The organism is Stenotrophomonas sp. 115C5 (assembly GCF_056861055.1).
Genome location: NZ_JBSPUQ010000002.1, coordinates 353,544 through 376,379, shown reverse-complemented (window position 1 = coordinate 376,379; position 22,836 = coordinate 353,544). Strand labels below are relative to the sequence as shown.

Annotated in this window: 17 protein-coding genes; 11 read left to right on the top strand and 6 right to left on the bottom strand. The window is 67.4% G+C overall.

The window, feature by feature from the left end; translation table 11 throughout:
- Positions 1 to 177: 177 nt before the first annotated feature.
- The gene (locus tag AC13FN_RS05155; protein WP_049433673.1) at positions 178 to 1,497 is read right to left on the bottom strand and encodes a M20 family metallopeptidase; all 1,320 of its coding nucleotides are present in this window, start codon (positions 1,495 to 1,497) and stop codon (positions 178 to 180) included.
- Between the two features lie 189 nt (positions 1,498 to 1,686).
- Between AC13FN_RS05155 and AC13FN_RS05150 the strand changes: the two genes are divergently transcribed.
- The 9 genes from AC13FN_RS05150 (at position 1,687) to AC13FN_RS05110 (ending at position 15,886) form a co-directional block, all read left to right on the top strand.
- Positions 1,687 to 2,931: an efflux RND transporter periplasmic adaptor subunit gene (locus AC13FN_RS05150; RefSeq protein WP_197646605.1), complete on the top strand. Its 1,245-nt coding sequence runs from the start codon at positions 1,687 to 1,689 to the stop codon at positions 2,929 to 2,931.
- Positions 2,932 to 3,005: 74 nt separating this feature from the next.
- The gene (locus tag AC13FN_RS05145; protein ID WP_049433671.1) at positions 3,006 to 6,239 is read left to right on the top strand and encodes an efflux RND transporter permease subunit; all 3,234 of its coding nucleotides are present in this window, start codon (positions 3,006 to 3,008) and stop codon (positions 6,237 to 6,239) included.
- Positions 6,240 to 6,270: 31 nt separating this feature from the next.
- Positions 6,271 to 9,393, top strand: coding sequence for an efflux RND transporter permease subunit (locus tag AC13FN_RS05140; protein ID WP_191863901.1), 3,123 nt, complete (start codon positions 6,271 to 6,273; stop codon positions 9,391 to 9,393).
- A 139-nt stretch (positions 9,394 to 9,532) separates the two neighbouring features.
- Positions 9,533 to 11,710 carry a YccS family putative transporter gene (yccS, locus tag AC13FN_RS05135; RefSeq protein ID WP_482985260.1) on the top strand — a complete coding sequence of 726 codons (2,178 nt, stop codon included), beginning with the start codon at positions 9,533 to 9,535 and terminating at the stop codon, positions 11,708 to 11,710.
- 142 nt (positions 11,711 to 11,852) lie between these two features.
- Positions 11,853 to 12,647 (top strand): SDR family NAD(P)-dependent oxidoreductase, encoded by a 795-nt coding sequence (locus AC13FN_RS05130; RefSeq protein WP_482985261.1) that lies wholly within the window; start codon positions 11,853 to 11,855, stop codon positions 12,645 to 12,647.
- 97 nt (positions 12,648 to 12,744) lie between these two features.
- On the top strand, positions 12,745 to 14,634 hold the full coding sequence (locus tag AC13FN_RS05125; protein ID WP_248854068.1) for an MFS transporter: 1,890 nt from the start codon (positions 12,745 to 12,747) through the stop codon (positions 14,632 to 14,634).
- 182 nt (positions 14,635 to 14,816) lie between these two features.
- On the top strand, positions 14,817 to 15,104 hold the full coding sequence (locus tag AC13FN_RS05120; protein WP_005419784.1) for a CD225/dispanin family protein: 288 nt from the start codon (positions 14,817 to 14,819) through the stop codon (positions 15,102 to 15,104).
- A 34-nt stretch (positions 15,105 to 15,138) separates the two neighbouring features.
- Entirely contained in the window at positions 15,139 to 15,417 is a 279-nt protein-coding gene (locus AC13FN_RS05115; protein ID WP_010481000.1) for a CD225/dispanin family protein, read from the top strand.
- 43 nt (positions 15,418 to 15,460) lie between these two features.
- Positions 15,461 to 15,886 (top strand): DUF2752 domain-containing protein, encoded by a 426-nt coding sequence (locus tag AC13FN_RS05110; RefSeq protein WP_482985262.1) that lies wholly within the window; start codon positions 15,461 to 15,463, stop codon positions 15,884 to 15,886.
- Between the two features lie 527 nt (positions 15,887 to 16,413).
- Here AC13FN_RS05110 and ampE read toward each other — a convergent pair.
- From ampE to AC13FN_RS05085, 5 genes are all read right to left on the bottom strand, one after another.
- Complete coding sequence (ampE, locus tag AC13FN_RS05105; protein WP_482985263.1) at positions 16,414 to 17,301, bottom strand: regulatory signaling modulator protein AmpE; 888 nt, start codon at positions 17,299 to 17,301, stop codon at positions 16,414 to 16,416.
- Between the two features lie 146 nt (positions 17,302 to 17,447).
- Positions 17,448 to 18,353: an NAD(+) diphosphatase gene (gene nudC / locus AC13FN_RS05100; RefSeq protein WP_482985264.1), complete on the bottom strand. Its 906-nt coding sequence runs from the start codon at positions 18,351 to 18,353 to the stop codon at positions 17,448 to 17,450.
- Positions 18,354 to 18,471: 118 nt separating this feature from the next.
- The gene (erpA, locus tag AC13FN_RS05095) at positions 18,472 to 18,864 is read right to left on the bottom strand and encodes an iron-sulfur cluster insertion protein ErpA (RefSeq protein WP_010482634.1); all 393 of its coding nucleotides are present in this window, start codon (positions 18,862 to 18,864) and stop codon (positions 18,472 to 18,474) included.
- 31 nt (positions 18,865 to 18,895) lie between these two features.
- The gene (locus AC13FN_RS05090) at positions 18,896 to 19,360 is read right to left on the bottom strand and encodes a bactofilin family protein (protein ID WP_010482635.1); all 465 of its coding nucleotides are present in this window, start codon (positions 19,358 to 19,360) and stop codon (positions 18,896 to 18,898) included.
- 4 nt (positions 19,361 to 19,364) lie between these two features.
- Positions 19,365 to 20,108: a DUF6776 family protein gene (locus tag AC13FN_RS05085; RefSeq protein WP_005411304.1), complete on the bottom strand. Its 744-nt coding sequence runs from the start codon at positions 20,106 to 20,108 to the stop codon at positions 19,365 to 19,367.
- A 179-nt stretch (positions 20,109 to 20,287) separates the two neighbouring features.
- Here AC13FN_RS05085 and AC13FN_RS05080 point away from each other — a divergent pair, with 179 nt between their 5' ends.
- Together AC13FN_RS05080 and AC13FN_RS05075 are read left to right on the top strand one after the other, a co-directional pair.
- Positions 20,288 to 20,905 (top strand): DUF4126 domain-containing protein, encoded by a 618-nt coding sequence (locus tag AC13FN_RS05080; RefSeq protein WP_010482636.1) that lies wholly within the window; start codon positions 20,288 to 20,290, stop codon positions 20,903 to 20,905.
- Positions 20,906 to 20,949: 44 nt separating this feature from the next.
- Positions 20,950 to 22,836 (top strand): EAL domain-containing protein, encoded by a 1,887-nt coding sequence (locus AC13FN_RS05075; RefSeq protein ID WP_482985265.1) that lies wholly within the window; start codon positions 20,950 to 20,952, stop codon positions 22,834 to 22,836.

The window sequence follows — 22,836 nt, the reverse complement described above, 5'->3', positions numbered from 1 at the left end:
TGGGCCTGCAGGACCGTTGGCGCCATGGATGGCGCCATCGAGCCCCCATGGACGGGTTTACGGCGTGTCCTGCAGGCCCACACCGCCCCGCCCAACCAACGAAATCCAGCACTGCTTTTGCCGTTGACGTTGCCGTTGCTTCGGCGGGTGCAGGGCTGCAAGCCCTGCCGGAAACCCTCAGCCCGCAGGAGTGCCGGCACCGTGCAGGTAATCCAGGCTCACCTGCAGCAACGCGCGCAATCCCACATCCAGCGCCTTCTCATCCAGCAGGAACTTCGGCGAATGATTGGCCGGTGCCGTCGCCGGGTCGATGCCCACGCTGGTGGAGCCGACGAAGAAGAACATCCCCGGCACTTCCTTCGCGTACAGCGAGAAATCCTCCGCACCCATCTGCAGCGGCGGCTCGTACACGTTGTCCTTGCCCACCACCGCCTGCAGGCTCGGCAGCATCTTCGCGGTCAGTGCCGGGTCGTTCACCGTGGCCGGGTTGCCATCGGCCTCGTAGATCTCGGTCACCGCCTTGGCGCCATGCGCGGCGGCGGTGTGCTCGGCCACGTTGCGCAGGTCGGCAAAGATCTGCTGGCGCATGCCTTCGTCGAAGGTGCGGATGGTGCCAACCATCTCCACTTCATCGGGAATGATGTTGTAGCGGATGCCGCCGTTGATCGCGCCGAAGGTCAGCACCGCCGGTTGCTTGGACAGGTTGGCGCGGCGGCTGACGATGGTCTGCGCGGTACCGACCAGATCGGCGGTGGCGACGATCGGGTCAATGCCGTTCCAGGGGGCCGAGCCATGCGTCTGGCGACCGATCACCTTGATCCCGAAGCGGTCCGACGCTGCCATCAGCGGGCCACCGCGCACGGCGATCTGCCCGGCCTGCACACTGGAGAACACGTGGAGGCCGAATACCGCCTCCGGCTTGAAGTCGGCGAACAGGCCTTCCTTCAGCATCAGTGCGGCACCGCCCTCTTCCGGCGGCGGTGCACCTTCCTCGGCCGGCTGGAAGATCAGCATCACCTGGCCCGGCAGGTCCTTCTTCATCGCCACCAATGCTTCGGCCACGCCCAGCAGGGTGGCGGTGTGCGCGTCATGGCCGCAGGCATGCATCACGCCCACGGTCTGCCCGCGGTACTGGTCGGTGGCCTTGGAGGCGAACGGCAGGCCGGTCTGTTCGGTCACCGGCAGCGCGTCCATGTCCGCGCGCAGGGCGATCTTCGGGCCCGGCTTGCCGCCTTCGATGATCGCCACCACGCCGTGGTGGGCGATGCCGGTCTTCGGCTTCAGGCCCATCGCACGCAGGCGCTTGGCGACCTCGGCCGAGGTTCGCACCTCGCGGTTGGACAACTCCGGGTGCTGGTGGAAGTCACGGCGCCATTCGACCACCTTGGCCTGCAGGCGCTGGGCGGCGGCGGTCACTTCGGGGCGTTGCCCGTCCTGGGCATGGGCAAGGACCGGCAGGGCCAGCAGCAGGGCGGACAGCAGCAGCGAACGGCGCATCGCAATCTCCACGGCAAAGGGGGGTTCCAGCTGAATGTAGGGCAACGCCGCCGCCACGGGAACCTCCGCGGCCAGATCCGGTCATAGCGCCCGTCCCATCCGTCATGCAGGAAACGTGATGTGGCGCAGGTATGCTTTGCGCATTGCCAACCGGGGCCGCGCCCCGTCCAGTCCTCTTGGAGTCCTTGAATGTCACGTGTTTGGAAGATCGTGCTGCTGGTCGTGGCGGTACTGGTGCTGGCCGTGGTCGGCCTGCGCGTACTCGGCGGGGGCAAGGACAAGGCCGGTGGCGCGGCAGCAGCTGCGCGCCAGGGCGGTGAAGACCCGGATGCCGGCCCGGTACCGGTAACCGTGGTGGATGCGGCACGTCAGGACGTGCCGGTCTATGCCAGCGCGCTGGGCACGGTGACGGCAATGAACACCGTCACCGTCAGCCCGCAGGTGGGCGGACAGCTGATGAGCCTGAACTTCCGCGAAGGCCAGGAAGTGAAGAAGGGCGATGTGCTGGCGGTGATCGACCCGCGCACCGCCCAGGCCAGCTATGACCAGGCGGTGGCATCCAAGCGCCAGAACGAGGCGCTGCTGGCCACCGCGCGCTCCAACTACCAGCGCTCGAACGCGCCGGAGTATCGCCAGTTCGTCGCCAAGACCGATCTGGATACACAGCGAAACCAAGTGGCACAGTACGAAAGCGCAGTCGCGGCGAACGAGGCCAGCATGCGCTCGGCGCAGGTACAGCTGCAGTACACCAAGGTCACCGCGCCGATCACCGGCATCGCCGGCATCCGCGCGGTCGACGCCGGCAACGTGGTCAACGCCGGCACCGCGCTGGTCACGCTGACCCAGATCCATCCGATCCACGTGCTGTTCAACCTGCCCGAGCGCCAGCTCGGCGATGTGCGCCAGGCGCAGGCCGCCGGTGCGGTACCCGTCGCGGCGCTGGACCGCGCCGATTCGCACGTGCTGTCCGGTGACGGCAAGCTGGACGTGGTCGACAACCTGATCAGTGCCGACAGCGGCACGTTCAAGGCACGCGCGATCTTCGACAACACCGACAACGGCCTGTGGCCGGGCCAGTTCGTCAACGTGCGCATGCAGCTGCGCACGATTGCCGGCGGCGTGGTCATCCCGACCCAGGCGGTGCTGCGCGGGCCGGATGGCGAGTACGTCTATGTGGTGCAGGGCGACAGCACGGTGAAGATGCAGACCGTGCGCAGCGGAGTGGAAGTAGGCGACAGCCAGGTGCAGATCGCCGAAGGCCTGAAGGGCGGCGAGCGCGTGGTCAGCGAAGGCCAGTTCCGCCTGAAGCCGGGCAGCAAGGTCACCGCGCTGAAGCCGGGCGAGACTCCGGTCGCACCGACCGAGGCCGAACTGAAGGCGGCCGAGCAGAAGAACGGTGGCGGCAGTGGCCGTCGCGGTGGTGGCCCGCGCTGAGCGCAGGCCACAGTTCTCCCTCGCGCCGGCACACCTGCCGGCGCCGACATTGAAGTGCCAGCAAGGATCAGTCCGTGGGCTTTTCGACGATCTTCATCCGCCGCCCGATCGCCACCTCGCTGTTGATGGCGGGCCTGTTGCTGCTCGGCATCCTGGGCTACCGCAAGCTGCCGGTGTCGGCGCTGCCGGAAATCGATGCACCCAGCCTGGTGGTCACCACCCAGTACCCCGGTGCCAATGCCACCACCATGGCTTCGCTGGTCACCACCCCGCTGGAGCGCCAGTTCGGGCAGATTTCCGGGCTGGAGTTGATGACCTCGGATTCGTCGGCGGGCCTGTCGACGATCATCCTGCAGTTCTCGATGGACCGCGACATCGACATCGCCGCGCAGGACGTGCAGGCGGCGATCCGCCAGGCCACCCTGCCCTCGTCGCTGCCCTACCAGCCGGTCTACAACCGGGTGAATCCAGCCGACGCAGCCATCGTCACCCTGAAACTGACCTCTGACACGCGCCCGCTGCGCGACGTCAACAACTACGCCGACTCGATCCTGGCCCAGCGCCTGTCGCAGGTGCAGGGCGTCGGCCTGGTCTCGATCGCCGGCAACGTGCGCCCAGCCGTGCGCATCCAAGTCAATCCGGCGCAGCTTTCGAACATGGGCCTGACCCTGGAAGAGCTGCGCAGCGCGCTGACCCAGGCCAACGTCAATGCACCCAAGGGTTCACTGAACGGCAAGACCCAGTCCTACAGCATCGGTACCAACGACCAGCTCACCAGTGCCGCCGAGTACCGCGACACCATCATCAGCTACAAGAACGGCCGTCCGGTGCGTTTGTCCGACGTGGCCGAAGTGGTCGATGGCGTGGAGAACGACCAGCTGGCCGCCTGGGCCGATGGCAAGCCGGCGGTGCTGCTGGAAGTGCGGCGCCAGCCCGGCGCCAACATCGTGCAGACCGTCGAGCGCATCCGCGCGATCCTGCCGCAGTTGCAGGGCGTGCTGCCAGCCGACGTGCACCTGGAGATCTTCAACGACCGTACCGAGACCATCCGCGCCTCGGTGCATGAAGTGCAGTTCACCCTGATCCTGACCATCGGCCTGGTGGTCGCAGTGATCTTCGTGTTCCTGCGCCGGCTGTGGGCCACGATCATTCCCTCGGTGGCAGTGCCACTGTCATTGGCGGGCACTTTCGCGGTGATGGCCTTCACCGGCATGTCGCTGGACAACCTCTCGCTGATGGCGCTGGTGGTGGCCACCGGCTTCGTGGTCGACGATGCGATCGTGATGATCGAGAACATCGTGCGTTACATCGAGCAAGGCAAGAGTGGCAAGGAAGCGGCCGAGATCGGTGCGCGCCAGATCGGCTTCACCGTGCTGTCGCTGACCGTGTCACTGGTGGCGGTATTCCTGCCGCTGCTGCTGATGCCCGGCGTCACCGGCCGCCTGTTCCACGAGTTCGCGTGGGTGCTGAGCATCGCCGTGGTGCTGTCGATGCTGATCTCGCTGACGCTGACCCCGATGATGTGCGCCTACCTGCTCAAGCCCGACGCCTTGCCCGAGGGCGAGGACGCGCATGAGCGTGCGGCGGCGGCCGGCACGCAGAACCTGTGGACGCGCACCGTCGGCCTGTACGAGCGCAGCCTGGACTGGGTGCTGGACCACCAGCGCCTGACCCTGGCCGTGGCCGGCGGCGCACTGGTGCTGACCGTGCTGCTGTACGTGCTGATTCCCAAGGGCCTGCTGCCCGAACAGGACACCGGCCTGATCACCGGCGTGGTGCAGGCCGACCAGAACATCGCCTTCCCGCAGATGGAGCAGCGCACCAAGCAGGTCGCCGAAGCGCTGCGCCAGGATCCGGATGTGACCGGCGTGTCGGCCTTCATTGGCGCGGGCAGCATGAATCCCACGCTCAACCAGGGCCAGCTGTCGATCGTGCTGAAGGAGCGCGGCGAGCGCGATGGCCTGGATGAGATCCTGCCGCGCCTGCAGAAGGCGGTAGCCGGTATTCCGGGCGTGGCGCTGTACCTGAAGCCGGTACAGGACGTGACCCTGGACACCCGCGTGGCCGCCACTGAGTACCAGTACTCGTTGTCGGACGTCGATCCGGCGACGGTGGCCACCCAGGCCACGCGCCTGACCGAAGCGCTGCGCAATCGCCCGGAACTGGCTGACGTCGACAACAACCTGTCCAACCAGGGCCGCGCCCTCGAGCTGAACATCGACCGCGACAAGGCCAGCGTGCTGGGCGTGCCGATGCAGACCATCGACGACACGCTCTACGATGCGTTCGGCCAGCGCCAGATCTCGACCATCTTCACCGAACTCAACCAGTATCGGGTTGTGCTGGAAGTGGCGCCGGAGTTCCGCACCAGCACCGCGCTGATGGAACAGCTGGCCGTTGCCTCCAATGGTGCCGGTGCTCTGACCGGCACCAATGCCACCAGCTTCGGCCAGGTGACCTCGTCGAATTCATCGACGGCTACCGGCATCGGCGCGCAGAACACCGGCATCACCGTCGGCGCCGGCAGCATCATTCCGCTGTCGGCACTGGCCGAAGGCAAGGTCAGCAGTGCGCCGCTGGTGGTCAGCCACCAGCAGCAGCTGCCGGCGGTGACGGTCTCGTTCAACGTGGCGCCGGGCTATTCGCTGTCCGACGCTGTGCGTGCGATCCAGGAGACCAAGGACAGCCTGGACATGCCGGCACACCTGCATGCCGAATTCATCGGCAAGGCCGCCGAATTCACCGGCAGCCAGACCGATGTGGTGTGGCTGCTGCTGGCCTCGCTGGTGGTGATCTACATCGTGCTGGGTGTGCTCTACGAGAGCTACATCCACCCGATCACGATCATCTCCACGCTGCCGCCGGCCGGTGTCGGCGCGCTGCTGGCGCTGATGCTGTGCGGGCTGAGCCTGTCGGTGGATGGCATCGTCGGCATCGTGCTGCTGATCGGCATCGTCAAGAAGAACGGCATCATGATGGTGGACTTCGCCATCGAGGCCCGCCGCGCCGGTGCCAACGCACACGAAGCGATCCGCCGCGCCTGCCTGCTGCGCTTCCGCCCGATCATGATGACGACGGCTGCGGCGATGCTCGGCGCGCTGCCGCTGGCACTGGGTACCGGCATCGGCTCGGAGCTGCGCCGCCCGCTGGGCATCGCCATCGTCGGCGGCCTGCTGCTGTCGCAGCTGGTGACCCTGTACACCACGCCGGTGATCTACCTGTACATGGAGCGCTTCTCCGAATGGCTTGCCCGCCGCCGCGAGCAGCGCGCACTGCGCAACGGTTCGCTGCAGGAGCCGCAGGCATGATCCACGCCCCGCTGCTGCGGGGGGCCGCACGATGAACCTGTCCGGCCCCTTCATCCGCCGCCCGATCGGCACCGCGCTGCTGGCCATCGGCCTGTTCATGGTCGGACTGATCTGCTACCTGCGGCTGGGCGTGTCGGCGCTGCCGAACATCGAGATCCCGGTGATCTTCGTGCACGCCAGCCAGTCCGGCGCCGATGCGGCGACCATGGCCTCTACGGTCACCGCGCCGCTGGAACGCCACCTCGGCCAGCTTCCGGGCATCGACCGCATGCGCTCGTCGAGTTCGGAAGGCAGCTCGCTGGTGTTCATGATCTTCCAGAGTGGCCACAACATCGATTCGGCCGCGCTGGACGTGCAGACCGCGATCAACTCGGCACAGGCCGACCTGCCTTCGGGCATGGGCTCGCCGATGTACCAGAAGGCGAACCCGAACGACGACCCGGTGATCGCGATCGCGCTGACCTCGCAGACGCAGTCGGCCGACGAGCTGTACAACGTCGCCGATTCGTTGCTGGCGCAGCGCATCCGCCAGATCAGCGGCGTCGCTTCGGTCGACATCGCCGGTGCCTCGACGCCGGCGGTACGCGTGGACGTCAACCTGCGCCTGATGAACGCCCTCGGCCTGACTGCCGATGATCTGCGCAACGCCGTACGCGCAGCCAATGTCACCTCGCCCACCGGCTTCCTCAGCGATGGCAATACCACCACCGCGATCATCGCCAACGATTCGGTCGCGCGTGCGGCCGACTTCGCCGACCTGGTGGTCAAGACCCAGGGCGATGGCCGGGTGATCCGCCTGAAGGACATCGCCAACGTCTACGACGGCCAGCAGGATGCCTACCAGGCCGCGTGGTTCGACCACAAGCCGGCGGTGGTGATGTACGTGTTCACCCGCGCCGGCGCCAACATCGTGGAAACCGTGGACCGGGTGAAGGCGCAGATTCCCGCGCTGCGCGACTACCTGCAGCCCGGCACCACGATGACGCCGTACTTCGACCGTACGCCGACCATCCGCTCGTCGCTGCATGAGGTGCAGATCACCCTGCTGATCAGCCTGGCGATGGTGGTGCTGACCATGGCGCTGTTCCTGCGCCGGCTGGCGCCGACGCTGATCGCCGCCGTAACCGTGCCGCTGTCGCTGGCCGGTGCCGCGCTGGTGATGTACGTGATGGGCTTCACCCTGAACAACCTGAGCCTGCTGGCGCTGGTGATCGCGATCGGCTTCGTGGTCGACGATGCGATCGTGGTGATCGAGAACATCATGCGTCACCTCGACGAGGGCATGCCGCGGATGCAGGCGGCACTGACCGGTGCCCGCGAGATCGGCTTCACCATCGTCTCGATCACCGCCTCGCTGGTGGCGGTGTTCATCCCGCTGCTGTTCGCCAGCGGCATGATGGGCGCGTTCTTCCGCGAGTTCACCGTCACCCTGGTGGCAGCGATCGTGGTCTCGATGATCGTCTCGCTGACGCTGACCCCGGCGCTGTGCAGCCGCTTCCTCAGCGCCCACGACCACACGGCGCCGCCGTCACGCTTCGGCCGCTGGCTGGATGCCGGCCACGAGCGCATGCTGCGCATCTACACCGTGTTCCTGGACTTCTCGCTGCGCCACGCGCTGCTGCTGTCGCTGACACCGCTGCTGCTGATCGGTGCAACCATCTTCCTGTTCGGTGCAGTGAAGAAGGGCGCGTTCCCGCCGCAGGACACCGGCCTGATCTGGGGCCGCGCCAACTCCAGCGCTACGGTCTCCTTCGAGGACATGGTCAGCCGCCAGCGCCGCATCACCGACATGCTGATGGCCGACCCGGCGGTGAAGACAGTGGGCGTGCGCCTGGGCAGCGGCCGCCAGGGCTCCAGCGCACAGTTCAACGTCGAGCTGAAGTCGCGCAAGGAAGGCCGCCGCGAAACTACCGCGCATGCCCTGGCGCGACTGAGTGCGAAGGCCGACCGCTACCCCGACCTGCAGCTGCGCCTGCGCGCGATCCAGGATCTGCCCAGCAACGATGGCGGTGGCTCCAGCCAAGGCGCGCAGTACCGCATCTCGCTGCAGGGCAATGACCTGGCGTCACTGCAGGAATGGCTGCCCAAGCTGCAGGCGGAGCTGAAGAAGAACCCGAAGCTGCGCGACGTCGGCACCGACGTGGACAATGCCGGCCTGCGCCAGAACATCGAGATCGACCGTGCCAAGGCAGCCCGCCTGGGTGTTTCGGTCGGCGCCATCGACGGCGCCCTGTACGGCGCGTTCGGCCAGCGCCAGATCTCGACCATCTATTCGGACATCAACCAGTACAGCGTGGTGGTCAACGCCCTGCCCTCGCAGACCGCTACGCCGGCGGCACTGGACGAGGTGCATGTGCGTGCGCGCAACGGCGACATGGTGCCGCTCACTGCGGTGGCCAAGCAGGTGCCGGGGCTGGCGCCTTCGCAGATCACCCATGAAAACCAGTACACGACGATGGACCTCAGCTACAACCTGGCGCCGAACGTGAGCATGGGCGAAGCCAAGGCGATCATCGACGCCACCGTGGCCGGCATGCGCATGCCCGGCGACATCCGCCTGGCCGATGATGCGGGGTTCGGGTTCAACTCCGATCCCAGCGACATGCTGATCCTGGTGTTTGCCGCGATCCTGACCGTGTACCTGGTGCTGGGCATGCTCTACGAGAGCCTGATCCATCCGGTCACCATCCTGTCCACGCTGCCGGCGGCGGGCGTGGGTGCGCTGCTGGCGTTGTTCGGCACCAACACCGAGCTGTCGGTGATCTCGATGATCGCGCTGGTGCTGTTGATCGGCATCGTCAAGAAGAACGCGATCATGATGATCGACTTCGCGCTGGTGGCGCAGCGCGAGCATGGACTGGCACCGCGCGAGGCGGCACGCGAGGCCAGCATCGTGCGCTTCCGCCCGATCATGATGACCACGATGGTGGCGATCCTGGCGGCGGTTCCGCTGGCGATCGGCCTGGGCGAAGGGTCCGAGCTGCGTCGTCCGCTGGGTATCGCGATGATCGGCGGCCTGCTGTTCTCGCAGAGCCTGACCCTGCTCAGCACGCCGGCGCTGTACGTGATCTTCTCCTGCCTGGCCGAGCGCTGGCGGGCACGTCGCGCACGCAGGCGCGAAGCGAAGCTGCTCAAGCGCGCACAGCGGGCGTAGAAGGGCCCATCCGCGCATGGCGCGGATCGACTGAAACGGTAGCGCCGGGCCATGCCCGGCGGGTGCGGACCGTCGGTCCGCACTCCATATTTCACGCGCACCCCGCAATAATGAAGCTCGATCCTTCCACCGAGCCTGCATGTCCGCCCGCGAATCCCGCCTCAGCCGCCTGTGGGCCCACGAAAAGGCCAGCTACGGCCTGCGCGTGTTCATCGCCCTGACCGCAGCGCTTGCCGTGTGCTGGCAACTGGATGCGCTCACCGCCCTGCCCGGCGTGTTCCTCGGCATCATCGCCAGCGCCATCGCCGAGACCGATGACAACTGGTGGGGGCGTACCAAGGCGGTACTGCTGTCGCTGCTGTGCTTCTGCCTCGCCGCCGCCTCGGTGATCTGGCTGTTCCCCTGGCCATGGATCTTCATCGGTGCGCTGGCGCTGTCCACGTTCGGGCTGACCCTGCTGGGTGCGCTCGGCGAACGCTACGCGTCGATCGCCCAGGCCACGGTAACGCTGGCGATCTACACCATGATCGGGCTGGAGCAGCATGGCGCCAGCGACCTGCACAGCGCGCTGGAAGCGGTCAGCCACCTGCTGGCCGGTGCGGTCTGGTACGGCCTGCTGTCGATCCTGTGGACCGCGCTGTTCGCCAACCGCCCGGTCCGCGAACGCGTGGCGCGCCTGTACGTTGAACTGGGCCGCTACCTGCAGTTGAAGGCAACACTGTTCGAGCCGGTGCGCGAGGCTGACCTGCAACGTCGCCAGCTCGACCTGGCCGAGCAGAACCGGCGCGTGGTCGGTGCGTTGAACGAGGCCAAGACCGCGATCCTGGCCCGCTTCGGCCGTTCCGGGCGGCCAGGCGTGAACTCCGGCCTGTACCTGCGCCTCTATTACATGGCACAGGATTTCCACGAGCGCGCCAGCTCCTCGCACTACCCGTACGGTGCGCTGGTCGATGCTTTCTTCCATAGCGATGTGCTGTACCGCTGCCAGCGCCTGCTCGACCTGCAGGGCCAGGCCTGCGCGCGGCTGGGCGAGGCGATCCGCCTGCGCTGTCCATTCGTGTATGGCGAAAGCAACCAGCAGGCCGGACGCGATCTGGCCGATGCGCTGGCCTACCTGCGCGACCAGCAGCGGCCGCAGTGGCAGCGACTGCTCGGCTCGCTCGACCTGCTGGTGCACAACCTGCGCAGCATCGAGCGTCGCCTGCTGGATGCGGAGCGTTCCGAGGCCAGCCTGGACAACGTCGATACGCGCCTGCGCGACAGCAACCCGCACACTCTGCGCGAGATGGGCGTGCGCGTGCGCCAGCAGCTCACGCCCGGTTCGGTCCTGTTCCGCCACGGCCTGCGCATGGCATTGGCGCTGATCGCCGGTTTCGCGGCAATCCGCCTGTTCAATGCCCAGAACGGCTCATGGGTGCTGCTGACCATCGTGTTCGTTTGCCGCCCCAACTTCGGTGCCACCCGCCAGCGCCTGGCGCAACGCATCGTCGGCACCGTGGCCGGCCTGGTACTGACCTGGGCGCTGCTGCAGCTGTTCCCGCAGCTGCACGTGCAGCTGCTGATCGCGCTGCTGTCGGCGCTGTTGTTCTTCTTCACCCGCACCGACCGCTACCTGGTGGCATCGGCGGCGATCACGGTGATGGCCCTGACCTGCTTCAACCTGATCGGCGATGGCTTCGTGCTGATCGTGCCGCGCATGGTCGATACGCTGCTGGGCTGCGCAATCGCCGCCGCGGCTGCGTTCCTGATCCTGCCCGACTGGCAGGGCCGCCAGCTGCACCTCGTGCTGGCGCGCGTGCTGGACACCGCCGCACGCTACCTGGATTCGGTACTGGGCCAGTATCGCAGCGGCATGCGCGATGACCTGGCCTACCGCATCGCCCGCCGCGACATGCACAACGCCGATGCCGCGCTGTCCACCGCGCTGTCGAACATGCTGCGCGAGCCGGGCCACGTGCGCCGCAACCTCGATGCCGGTTTCCATTTCCTGGCGTTGTCCAACATGCTGCTCGGCCATCTCTCGGCGCTGGGTGCGCACCGCGACCAGGTGGACAGCTACGCCGGTGATCCGCTGGCGCTGGCCGCCGGTGAGCGCGTGCGAAAGGCGCTGCAGCAGCTGTCCTCGGCCCTGGCCGCACGGCAGCCGGTCAGCGAGGACGACAATGACGCCGACCGCGCGGTGGCCGCCGAGCTGGAGCAGATCGATGAGGCGATGCCGCCGAAGCTGCAGCTGATCCGCACGCAGATGGCGCTGGTGCTGCGGATGCTGCCGAAGGTGCGGGCGGCAGCGAATGAGGCGGTGACCAGCCTGACCTGATCCCTCACCGCTGAATCAGGCATTTCATCCACGCACGGCGTGGATCTACTGCGCCGTGTGCAACGGCGCGTTGCGCCTGGCGCTGCAGTTCGATCACGCCGCCACGCGGATACTGGGCAATCCCCCGCTCCGGATCATCGTCATGAAAATCGAACTCAGTGGCCGCACCGCGCTGATCACCGCCTCCACCGCCGGCATCGGCCTGGCGATCGCCCAGGGTCTTGCCGCAGCGGGTGCGCGGGTCATTCTCAACGGCCGCAGCGCCGACAGCGTCGAACGCGCCCGCCAGCGCCTGCTCGCCGCCGTTCCGGGGGCCGAGGTGATCGGCGTGGCCGCCGACCTCTCCGATGCGGCCGGCGTCGACACGCTGCTGACGGGCCTGCCCAAGGTCGACATCCTGGTCAACAACGCCGGCATTTTCGGCCCCGAGGACTTCTTCGAGACCGAAGACGCCACCTGGGAGCGTTACTGGCAGACCAACGTGATGTCCGGCGTGCGCCTGTCGCGTGCGTTGCTGCCGGCGATGGTGGCAGCCGGTTGGGGCCGCGTGTTGTTCATTTCCTCCGAATCGGCACGCAACATTCCGGCCGACATGATCCATTACGGAGTCAGCAAGACCGCGCAGCTGTCGCTGTCGCGCGGCCTGGCCAAGCGCGTGGCCGGCAGCGGCGTCACCGTCAACGCGGTGCTGCCCGGCCCGACCCTGTCCGACGGCTTTGCGGCGATGTTCGAAGATGAACGCCAGCGCAGTGGCAAGCCGCTGGAGCAGATCGGTCGCGAGTTCGTGATGGCACACCGGCCGTCTTCGGTGATCCAGCGCACCGCCACGGTCGAGGAAGTGGCCAACATGGTGGTGTACCTGGCCTCGCCGCAGGCCTCCGCCACCTCCGGTGCGGCACTGCGCGTGGATGGCGGCGTGGTCGACGATATCGTCTGAGATCTTTCAAAGTGTGCGGACCGACGGTCCGCACCCACAGGTCCGCACCCACAGCGGATGGACAGGAATGCTAGGCTGCGCCGGTCAAGGAGGCTCCATGTCCGGTCACAACCAGTTCGCCCTGCTGCGCCAGCGCCGTTTCCTGCCGTTCTTCGTCGTCCAGGCGCTCGGAGCGTTCAACGACAACGTGTACCGGCAGGCGATCATCAGCATGTTGCTGTTCATGGCCGTGCCGGAGGAAGAACTGGGGCTGTATGCCACGCTGGCACCGGCCATCTTCATCCTGCCGTACTTCCTGTTCTCGGCACTGGCCGGGCAGATCGCCGACAAACTGGAAAAATCGCGACTGATCGTGATCACCACTACCATGGAGATCGTGATCATGTCGCTGGCGGCCACGGGCTTCCTCACCCAGAGCCTGCCGGTACTGCTGGTCGCGCTGTTCTGTACCGGCATGCAGTCAACCCTGTTCGGCCCGGTGAAGTACTCGGTACTGCCCTCGGTACTCAAGCCGGAAGAGCTGACCGGTGGCAACGGTCTGGTTGAAATGGGCACCTCGATGTCGATCCTGTCCGGCATGATCGTCGGCGGCCTGGTGTTCACTGTGGCCGGCAGCCACGGCACGGTGGTGGCGGCCTGCGCGATCATCGGCCTGGCGATCTGCGGAAATATCGCTGCGCGCCTGATTCCCAAGGTCGATGCCGGCGACCCGAACCTGAAGATCAACTGGAACCCGCTGCCCGAATCACTGGCGGTGCTGCGCATGGCGCGCCAGCAGAAGGCGGTGCGCAATTCAATCCTGGGTGTGTCCTGGTTCTGGTTCGTCGGCACCGTGCTGACCTCGCAGCTGCCGGCCTATGCCGTGACCAACCTCGGCGGTGAGCCGACCCTGTACATCTTTGCGCTGGCCCTGTTCTCGGTCGGCACCGGCATCGGCTCGCTGCTGTGCGAGAAGCTGTCGGCACGCACGGTGGAAATCGGCCTGGTGCCGCTGGGTGCGTTCGGTATGACCGCATTCCTGCTCGACCTGTACTTCGCCCGCAGTGGCGAAGCAACGGTGCACGGGCTGACCATCGGGACGTTCCTGCAGCAGCCGGGCAGCATCCGCATCGTCATCGACCTGATCGGCATCGGCCTGTTCACCGGCATCTTCGTGGTGCCACTGTTCGCGCTGATCCAGAGCCGCACACCGAAGGCCCAGATGTCGCGCGTGTTCGCCGCGCTGAACATCCAGAATTCCGGCTTCATCGTCGGCGCAGCCCTGCTGTCGCTGGCCGCGCACAAGCTGCTGCACTGGACCATTCCGCAGCAGTTCCTGGCGCTGGCCATCGCCAACGCGCTGGTGGCGATCTACATCTTCACCATCGTCCCCGAATTCCTGATGCGCTTCCTCAGCTGGCTGATGGTGCGCACCCTGTACCGGCTGCGACCGCACGGCATCGAAGCGAACGTGCCCGACGAGGGCGCTGCGCTGCTGGTCTGCAACCATGTCAGCTACATGGACGCGCTGATCCTGTCGGCGACGATTCCGCGCCCGGTGCGCTTCGTCATGTACTACAGGATCTTCAACATTCCGGTGATGCGCTGGATCTTCCGCACCGCCAAGGCGATCCCGATTGCCGGTGCACGCGAGGACCCGGCGCTGATGCAGCGCGCGTTCGATGAGATCGACGCCGCACTGGCCGAAGGTGAGCTGGTCTGCATCTTCCCGGAAGGTGCGCTGACCAGGGATGGTGCGATGGCACCGTTCAAGTCCGGCGTCGAGAAGATCCTGGAACGGCGGCCGGTGCCGGTGGTGCCGATGGCGCTGCGCGGCATGTGGTCGAGCATGTGGAGCCGTCGCGACAGCCGCCTTGGCCGGATGCGCGTGCCACGCCGTTTCCGTGCCACCGTCGAGGTGGTGGCCGCACCGGCCGTGGATGGCCACAGCACCAGCGCTCCGGTGCTGGAGGCCCAGGTGCGGGCCTTGCGCGGCGATCACGCCTGACGGTACCGGCCCGCCAGGCGGGCCCGGCAACCTCCCCCACATACGTCACCGTCCAGTGGCGTACGCGACATGTCGTGACTGTAAACGCATACATGCAACGTCGGTTGCGGTAGATTACGCACCCACAGGGGGGAGGTCCGGCCGATACATCACGGCCGGCCACCAAGGAATGGAGTCTCGCTTTGAATCAACCGCCACCGCTCAGCCGTCCGGTCTACATCCCCAACCATCTGGTCTGGGCGATCCTGACGACGCTGTTCTGCTGCCTGCCGTTGGGCGTGGTGTCGATCGTCTATGCCTCCCAGGTCGATGGCCGCCGCGCGGCCGGCGACCTGCCGGGGGCCTACAGCGCGTCGCGCAAGGCGGGCTGGTGGGCGGTGGCTTCGGCCGTGGCCCTGCCGGTCCTGTTGCTGTTGTGGTTCGGGCTGTTCGGCGGCTTGGCCGTACTGGGCGCTCTTTCCGACCAATGATTCACCACCACCACCCATCAAGGAGCTTGAACCCATGAACACCGCTACTCCGCAGGTCCCGAACAACCTGGTCTGGGCGATCCTGACCACCCTGTTCTGCTGCCTGCCGGCCGGCATCGTGTCGATCGTCTACGCCGCCCAGGTCAACGGCAAGCTGGCCGCTGGCGACATCGCCGGCGCCCAGGATTCGGCTGCCAAGGCCAAGAAGTGGGCCATCTGGTCGGCCATCGCCTGGGTCGTCGTGGTCGTGCTGTACGTGCTGTTCTTCGTTGTGCTCGGCGGCATGGGCGCGATGAGCAACAGCAGCTACTGATGCGCCTGGACGGATCCGGCGCCTGCGCCGGATCCGTTGTTGCATGTCCGCGCTTCCCGCTCCTTCCCGACTCGCCCGCTGGGCACCGCTGCTGGTTTCCGCCGGCCTGGCCGTGGGTGCCACAGTGGTCCTGCGCAACGTCAATCCGTATGTCGCCGGCAATCCGTTGCCGAGCTGCCCGCTGTACGCCCTGACCGGCCTGTACTGCCCGGGCTGTGGCAGCACGCGCTGCCTGTATTCCCTGGTCCACTTCGACCTGCCCGGCGCGATGGCGATGAACCCGCTGCTGGTCATCAGCCTGCCGTTCCTGTTGCTGATGCTGCTGAACATCGCCGGCATCTGCCCGCGCGTGCTCGACCCGCTGATGCGGGTACTGGCCAATCCCGTGTTCTGGCTCTGGGTGCTGCCCGGGTATGCGCTGCTGCGCAACCTGCCGTGGGCACCGTTCACTGCACTGGCACCGGTCTAGATTTCCAGCCAACGGCGCAGCCCCTCGTGGTGGGCGGCGTTCGTCGATCATGGGGTTGGCCGGGCGGGATGGGTTTGCGGGGGACGCCGTGAATCCGTCCGTGGAGGCTTGGCCGCGGCATCCATGCCGCGGACACCCCCTCAAACCCATCCCGCCCGGCCACGGACAGTATCCGTGTCCGTCCACCACGGAAAAGAAAGAGAAGATCAAAAGCGGATCGCTTCGCTCCGCATCCACGCATGGCGTGGATCTACCGTGTCGACCAAGGTCGACACCCACCGGCAGTCGCAGTTGACCCACCGTCACCGGGAACTGTCGGGGGTGGGGCGGTGTGGGGCTGCAGGACCGTTGGCGCCATGGATGGCGCCATCGAGCCCCCAGGGACGGGTTTACGGCGTGTCCTGCAGCCCCACACCGCCCCGCCCAACCCTCAGCAACCCAGAGCCGCTGTTGCTGTTGCTGTTGCTGTTGCTGTTGCCGTTGCTGTTGCCTCTGCAGGTGCAGGGCTGCAAGCCCTGCAAAAACCACTACGTCACCCAGCCTGCAATCACCAGCAGGGCGAGGATCGCCAGCCACAGCAGCAGCATCCGCCATACCAGGCTCATCGCATCGCGCAGGTCCGGCAGCCGCTGCCACACCGGCAACAGCCCCGCCTCGGTGTAATCGTGCGCGTCCTCGCGCAGCTCGGCGTTGACGCTGGCCCGCGCCACCGCTCCCAGGAACCCGATGCTGCCGGCCAGGCGCTCGCCATGGGCCTGGCGCCAGGCCTTCCACGCCGTATCGAAATTGCCCACCAGCGCCATCGAAAACGCCATCAGCTGTGCCACCGGCCACTCGATCCAGCCCAGCAGCCGCTGTGCCAGCGCCAGCGGCTCCACCGGCACGCGCGCACGCATCGGGCTTTCCGCCATCAATGCCAGCAGGCGATAGCCCAGCGCACCGGCCGGGCCCAGCAGCAGGAACCAGAACAGCACCGCGAACCAGCGCCGCAGTGCATTGAGCACGGTCGCCTCGACCAGCGAGGGCACGTCCTCGCGCAGGCTGCCCCCGGCCGACTGCAGGTTACGCACGGCCGCCTGTCGCGTCGCCGCGTCATCGGCATCGATGATGGCCTCGATATCGCGGTCCAGGTCGCGTGGCCCCCAGCACCAGGCCAGCACGCCCACGCCCAGCAACAGCGACGGCAGACCGAACAGCACCCCGCGCAGCAGCCACGCCAGCAGCGCCATCAGCAGCAGCGGCGGCAGCAATGCCAGGGCCACGCCTGCCGGACCCTGCCAGGCCTTGCCGCCGCGCACGTCCAGCCAGCCCAGCCAGCGCCGGAAGCCGTCGAAACGGCGCAGCGAGGCGGCAGCGGCCGGGGCAACATGGCCCAGGGCCAGCGCCACCAGCACGGCGGCCAGAGTGGTGAACATGGCAGGTCTCCCTACGAAACAGAACGCTCGGCGCCGCTACCTTACCTGTCGCAGCGGCGCCCTCAGCGGTGAACCGGACTGTAACCCGGGCCGTGTTCAGGTGGCGGCAATACAGCTGCCACGAACGGACCGGCAGAGGATCGGGGTCAGCCCTTCTGCTGGCGGTACCAGTGTTCGATCAGGCCGCGCGAAATCGAGATCGGCGGCGACAGGCGGATGCCCTGGCCATCGTCCTCCACATCGCGTGCCAGTGCCGCGCCCACCTCGTCGGCGCTGAACCAGCGCGCGTCTTCCAGCTCGCCATCCACGGTCGGCAGGTCATCCTGCGCCTGTGCACGGAAACCGATCATCAGCGCGCCCGGGAACGGCCACGGCTGCGAGCCGAGGTACTGGCAGGCGGTCACCCGCACCTTGCTCTCCTCGTGCACTTCGCGCACCACGGTCTGCTCGAAGGTCTCGCCGGGTTCGACGAAGCCGGCCAGCACCGAGTAACGCCGCGGTGCCCAGTTGGACTGCCGGCCCAGCAGCAGCCGGCCCTGGTTTTCCACGGCGACGATCACGGCGGGATCGACACGCGGGTAGTGCTCGGTGGAACACTGCGCGCAACGACCGACGAAACCCCCACGGGCAAACGCCACGGCGCCGCCGCACACACCGCAGAAGCGGGTGCGCGAATGCCAGTAGGACATGCCGCGGGCATAGCTGAAGGCGGTCGCATCGGCCATCGACCACAGTAGAGCGGCCTGGCGCAGGTCGAGGCGACGTGGTGCGGTGACCGTGACGCCGGCGGCTTCAACCGAGAACCACGCTTGTTCCCCGCGCAGGCCGAGGAAGATCGCGGAGCCGGGACCACCACCGATGTCGGCGCCGGTCAGCGCCAGCGGCTGGTCGTCATCGCCGGTGAAGGCGCTGCCGTCCTGATCGAGCACGAGAATGCGCGCACCCGGCCACAGGCGCGCCAGTGCATCGGCATCGTCGCGCAGGGCATCGGCGCGCTCCAGCGGTTCGCCAACGAAGGCGAAACCGGAAAGCGGCGAAGGAGTATTGGGCATCCGGCAAGCGTGCCGCCAATCGATGCGGGTGGCAAGCCGCAGGCCTTGCGCAAACCAGCTGTGGGTGTGGAGCTTGCTCCACACACCTTGTCGCGCGGGACGCAGGCCCCGCGCCTGCTTACATGCTGAAGCTGCTGCCGCAGCCGCAGGTGGTCTTCGCGTTCGGGTTGCGAATCACGAACTGCGCACCGGTCAGGCTCTCGGTGTAATCCACCTCGGCGCCCATCAGGTACTGCAGGCTCAGCGGGTCGACCAGAAGGGTCACCCCGCTGGTCTGTACCGCCAGGTCGTCCTCGGCACGGTTCTCGTCGAACTCGAACCCGTACTGGAAGCCCGAACAGCCACCGCCTTCGATGTACACGCGCAGGGCCAGGTCGGGGTTGCCCTCTTCCTGGATCAGGGATTTGACCTTGGCGGCCGCCGACTCGGTGAAGTTCAGTGGGCGCTCCAGCGACTGGTAATCGGGCGCGGCAACCGGGGTGGTGCCGGGCAGGGAGACTAGCGTGCTCATGCCGTCAGCATGGGGGTGCCGACGATGGCTTTCAAGCCATCGCCTCGGCCAGCTTGCGGCGTGCGGCGGTGTCACCCTTGCCACCATTGGCCTCTTCGCCTTCCGGAGCCGGCAGGGCGGCCATCGGGGCGCTGGCATGGATCAGGCGACCGTTCAGCTGGGCGCCCGCATTCATCTCCACCACCTGGTAATGGACGTTGCCATTGACCCGTGCGCTCGGGGTCAGTTCGACCTTCTCGGTGGCATGCACGTCGCCGTCCAGGCGGCCACTGATGACCACCACCTGGGCACGGATCTCGCCCTCGATCACGCCATGCTCGGCGACCGTCAGGGTCGCGCCACTGGCGCCTTCGGCGGCGATCACCTTGCCATGGATGCGGCCTTCCACATACAGGCCCCCACTGAATTCCACATCACCGCGGATCACCACCTGGTTGCCGATCAGGGCATCCACCACCAGCTGGCCTTCACGGTTGGATTTGCTGCTTCCGAACATCTGCCTACTCCCCTTTGCTGGCCGGCGCACCGGCCTGTTTCCAGTCGAATACCTGGGTGGTACCCCCCGTACCACTCCCCAATGTCACCCGCACGCGTTGCGGGGTGAAGTCAGCCGGCAGCATCACGCTGCCGGTGAGCTGCTGGAAGTACCGGAACGAGTAATCCTGTCCCGGCACCTTGCTGCGCTGGTGCAGATCATCCCAGCTGATCGTGGCCAGCTTGCCGTTCTTGACGCCTTCCACGGTGAAACGCATCTGCCCCTGGCTGATGGCGCCACGGTTGAGGTTCTGGGTCAGCACGGCGGTGTACTGCCAGGTGCCGGCCGCTTCCGGGCTGAACTCGATCGAATGGGTGTTCAGGCCCTTGCGCTGGCTGGTGGAACCCACCAGTCGCTCATAGAAGGCGACGTCGGCACGCAGGCCGGCGATCTCTTCATCGCGCTCGGCCAGCGAGGACTGCACCTCGGTGTTGGCGGCGCGGCTGATGCGGTCGGAGGCTTCCAGCGTGGCCTGCTTCTGGCGCAGTTCGGTCAGCTGCGCCTGCAACGTCTCGGCACGCTTCTCGGCAGCCTGCAAGCGCTGGCCCTGGGCGTCGCGCGGCGTTGCCATCCAGCAGCCACCCAGCACCGCCAGCACCAGGCTGAGCAGCCAGATGCCGCCGATCACCAGCAGGCGGCGACGGTCGGCCGGCGGTTGTGGTGCGCCGGGCAGGCGGACCTGCACGCGCATGGGAGGACGGTTGGTCATGGGTGGATTCCGGGGCATCGCGAGGGCGACACCGGTACGGCCCCTGTGGCAAACGACGGGCTAGTGTATGACAGGACGGGTGGGTTTCCTGCGCAGTGGCGAGCCACGGTCTGTGGCGTTCAGGCATGCCATCGTTGATAGTGTGGTCCCCTGCACAGTTCCGTCGCCGGAGCATCGCCATGACCGAAGCCCACCTGTTCGTGATCGGCATCCTGCTGGCCTGGCTGGCCGGCATCCGCGTCTACCTCACCGTGTTCGGTGTCGGCCTGGCCGGCCTGCTCGGCTGGGTCGACCTGCCGCCGGCCCTCCAGGCCACTGAATCGTGGTGGGTGCTGGGCACCTCGGCGGCGCTGGCGGTGACCGAATTCTTCGCCGACAAGATTCCCGGCGTCGACTCGGCGTGGGATCTGGTGCAGACCCTGGCACGCGTGCCAGCGGGGGCTTTCCTCGCCGCCGCCACGCTGTCGCCGGATGGGCAGCTGGGCACCGGTGCGCTTGCCGCCGGTGCCGGTGTGGCACTGGCCAGTCATGGCCTGAAGGCCGGCACCCGCGCCCTGCTCAATACCTCGCCCGAGCCTGCCAGCAACTGGGTGGCCTCCGCCGCCGAGGACACCGTGGTGGTCGGTGGCCTGGCCCTCGCCCTGGCACACCCGTGGATCGCGCTGATCGTGGTGCTGGCCTGCAGCCTGGCCGGTGCGCTGCTGGTGTGGCTGGTCTGGCGCGCCCTGTGGAAGGGCGTGCGCTGGCTGGCACGCGGTGCGTCGCCCGACAGTCCACGCCAGCCCGGTACCGGTTGATCGCCGGGCTTGTCGCATAATGGACGCGAACACCAGGAGCACCGATGGCCGCAAACGAATCCCCCGCGGGCGCCCGCCCGGGACGCGCTGAAACCCCTCCGGCCGATCATTGGCAACGCTGGACTGCTGAACCGGCGAACGCCGTCGCCGCAGCGCCGGCAGCAGTTCCGCCGCTGGCAGCCTCCGACGCACCTGCATCGATCGTCAGCGCACCACCGCCGCTGCCGGGCCCGGCCGTGCTGGCCGAGGCTGGCAACAACGACCAGGCGCCGCCGCCCTCCGATTCGCCCTACCGCGTGCTGATCGTCGAGGACGACCGCGCGCAGGCCCTGTTCGCACAGAGCGTGCTGCATGGCGCCGGCATGCAGGCCATCGTGCACAGCGATGCCGACGGTGCGTTGCAGGCGATCAAGGAGCATCGCCCCGACCTGATCCTGATGGACCTGCACCTGCCCGGCCTGGACGGCATGCGCCTGACCGCGCTGATCCGCCAGCAGCCTGGCCTGCAGTTGCTGCCGATCGTGTTCCTGAGCGGCGATCCGGATCCGGAGCGCCAGTTCGAAGTGCTCGACAGCGGCGCCGACGATTACCTGAGCAAGCCGATCCGGCCGCGCCACCTGATCGCCGCCGTGGCCAACCGCATCCGTCGCGCACGTGCGCAGGCGGCAACCCTGCCCGGTGCAACCGGCGCACCGGCCACCAGCAATCCGGAAACCGGCCTGCCGACGCGTCACCACGTGCTGCAGCAGCTCAATGCCGCCCTCGCCCATCGCGACCGGGGTGGCGTGTTCTTCGTTGAAGTGGCCAGCGCGCTGGGCCTGCGCGAACGCTATGGCTACGCCGCCTTCGAGCGCCTGATGGTGCAGGCCGGGCAGCGCCTGGCCGAGGCCGGCCATCCACACCTGCTGGCACGCCTGAACGACAACAGCTTCCTGCTGCTGGCCCGCAATACCGATGAAGACAGCCTGGAAAGCATCGCCGCGACCCTGCGTGAGCAGCTCTCGGCGCGCGCCTTCGTGATCCGCGACGATGAATCGGTGCACCTGCGCGGCGTGGTAGGTTACGCGCCGCTGTCGCCGGGCTTCGACGATGCCAACGCTGCACTGGAAGCGGTCGAGCGCACCACCCTGCAGGCACGCCTGCTCAGCGCCGGCGTGGCGGGCCACGTGCACCGCCAGGCCGTCACCGAACAGGAACACCTGGCACTGCTGGAAGGCCAGCTGGAGCTGGCCTATCAGCCGATCGTCGCCGTCGCCGGTGGCAACACCGCGCAGTACCAGCTGCTGCTGCGCCTGCGCCAGGCCGATGGCACGGTGCTGGCGGCCGGCCAGGTAATTCCCGCCGCCGAGGCGGCAGGCCGCATCGCCGACCTCGACCAGCAGGTGATGGACCATGCGCTGGGCCTGCTGGACCTGTACCGGCACGCAACGCAGCCGCTGAACCTGTTCGTCTCGCAGTCGCTGCGCACTCTGCAGCGCGATGCCTTTGGCGACTGGCTGCTGGAATCACTGCAGCAGCGTGACCTGCCCGGCAGTGCTCTGGTGATCGACGTGCGCCTGCCCGACGCGCTGATCCACACCGTGCCGCTGCAGCAGTTCTGCCAGCGCATGGCCGGCGCCGGCGTGCGCTTCTGCCTGAGCCAGTTCGAGCCCAGCGGCGAAGCCGATGCACTGCTGACCCAGCTGCCGCTGTCGTTCGTGCGCATGGCCGCGCGCTTCTCCAGCAGCCATTCCAACCCGGCCACGCGCGAGGAACTGCGCAAGGCGATCGAACAGGCGCATGCGGCCGGGCTGCAGATCATCGGCCAGCAGATCGAAGACCCGCAGGCCGCGGCCGCGATGTGGGTCGGCGGCGTCGATTACATCCAGGGCAACATGGTGCAGTCGGCCGGCAGCGACCTGAACTTCGACTTCCACAACGCGGTGCTCTGA

Bases quoted from the DNA above. Each gene is read 5' to 3' on its own strand.
- AC13FN_RS05155 (WP_049433673.1), bottom strand. From the start codon at position 1,497: ATGCGCCGTTCGCTGCTGCTGTCCGCCCTGCTGCTGGCCCTGCCGGTC.
- AC13FN_RS05150 (WP_197646605.1), top strand. From the start codon at position 1,687: ATGTCACGTGTTTGGAAGATCGTGCTGCTGGTCGTGGCGGTACTGGTG.
- AC13FN_RS05140 (WP_191863901.1), top strand. From the start codon at position 6,271: ATGAACCTGTCCGGCCCCTTCATCCGCCGCCCGATCGGCACCGCGCTG.
- yccS (WP_482985260.1), top strand. From the start codon at position 9,533: ATGTCCGCCCGCGAATCCCGCCTCAGCCGCCTGTGGGCCCACGAAAAG.
- AC13FN_RS05130 (WP_482985261.1), top strand. From the start codon at position 11,853: ATGAAAATCGAACTCAGTGGCCGCACCGCGCTGATCACCGCCTCCACC.
- AC13FN_RS05125 (WP_248854068.1), top strand. From the start codon at position 12,745: ATGTCCGGTCACAACCAGTTCGCCCTGCTGCGCCAGCGCCGTTTCCTG.
- AC13FN_RS05115 (WP_010481000.1), top strand. From the start codon at position 15,139: ATGAACACCGCTACTCCGCAGGTCCCGAACAACCTGGTCTGGGCGATC.
- AC13FN_RS05110 (WP_482985262.1), top strand. From the start codon at position 15,461: ATGTCCGCGCTTCCCGCTCCTTCCCGACTCGCCCGCTGGGCACCGCTG.
- ampE (WP_482985263.1), bottom strand. From the start codon at position 17,301: ATGTTCACCACTCTGGCCGCCGTGCTGGTGGCGCTGGCCCTGGGCCAT.
- nudC (WP_482985264.1), bottom strand. From the start codon at position 18,353: ATGCCCAATACTCCTTCGCCGCTTTCCGGTTTCGCCTTCGTTGGCGAA.
- erpA (WP_010482634.1), bottom strand. From the start codon at position 18,864: ATGAGCACGCTAGTCTCCCTGCCCGGCACCACCCCGGTTGCCGCGCCC.
- AC13FN_RS05090 (WP_010482635.1), bottom strand. From the start codon at position 19,360: ATGTTCGGAAGCAGCAAATCCAACCGTGAAGGCCAGCTGGTGGTGGAT.
- AC13FN_RS05085 (WP_005411304.1), bottom strand. From the start codon at position 20,108: ATGACCAACCGTCCTCCCATGCGCGTGCAGGTCCGCCTGCCCGGCGCA.
- AC13FN_RS05080 (WP_010482636.1), top strand. From the start codon at position 20,288: ATGACCGAAGCCCACCTGTTCGTGATCGGCATCCTGCTGGCCTGGCTG.
- AC13FN_RS05075 (WP_482985265.1), top strand. From the start codon at position 20,950: ATGGCCGCAAACGAATCCCCCGCGGGCGCCCGCCCGGGACGCGCTGAA.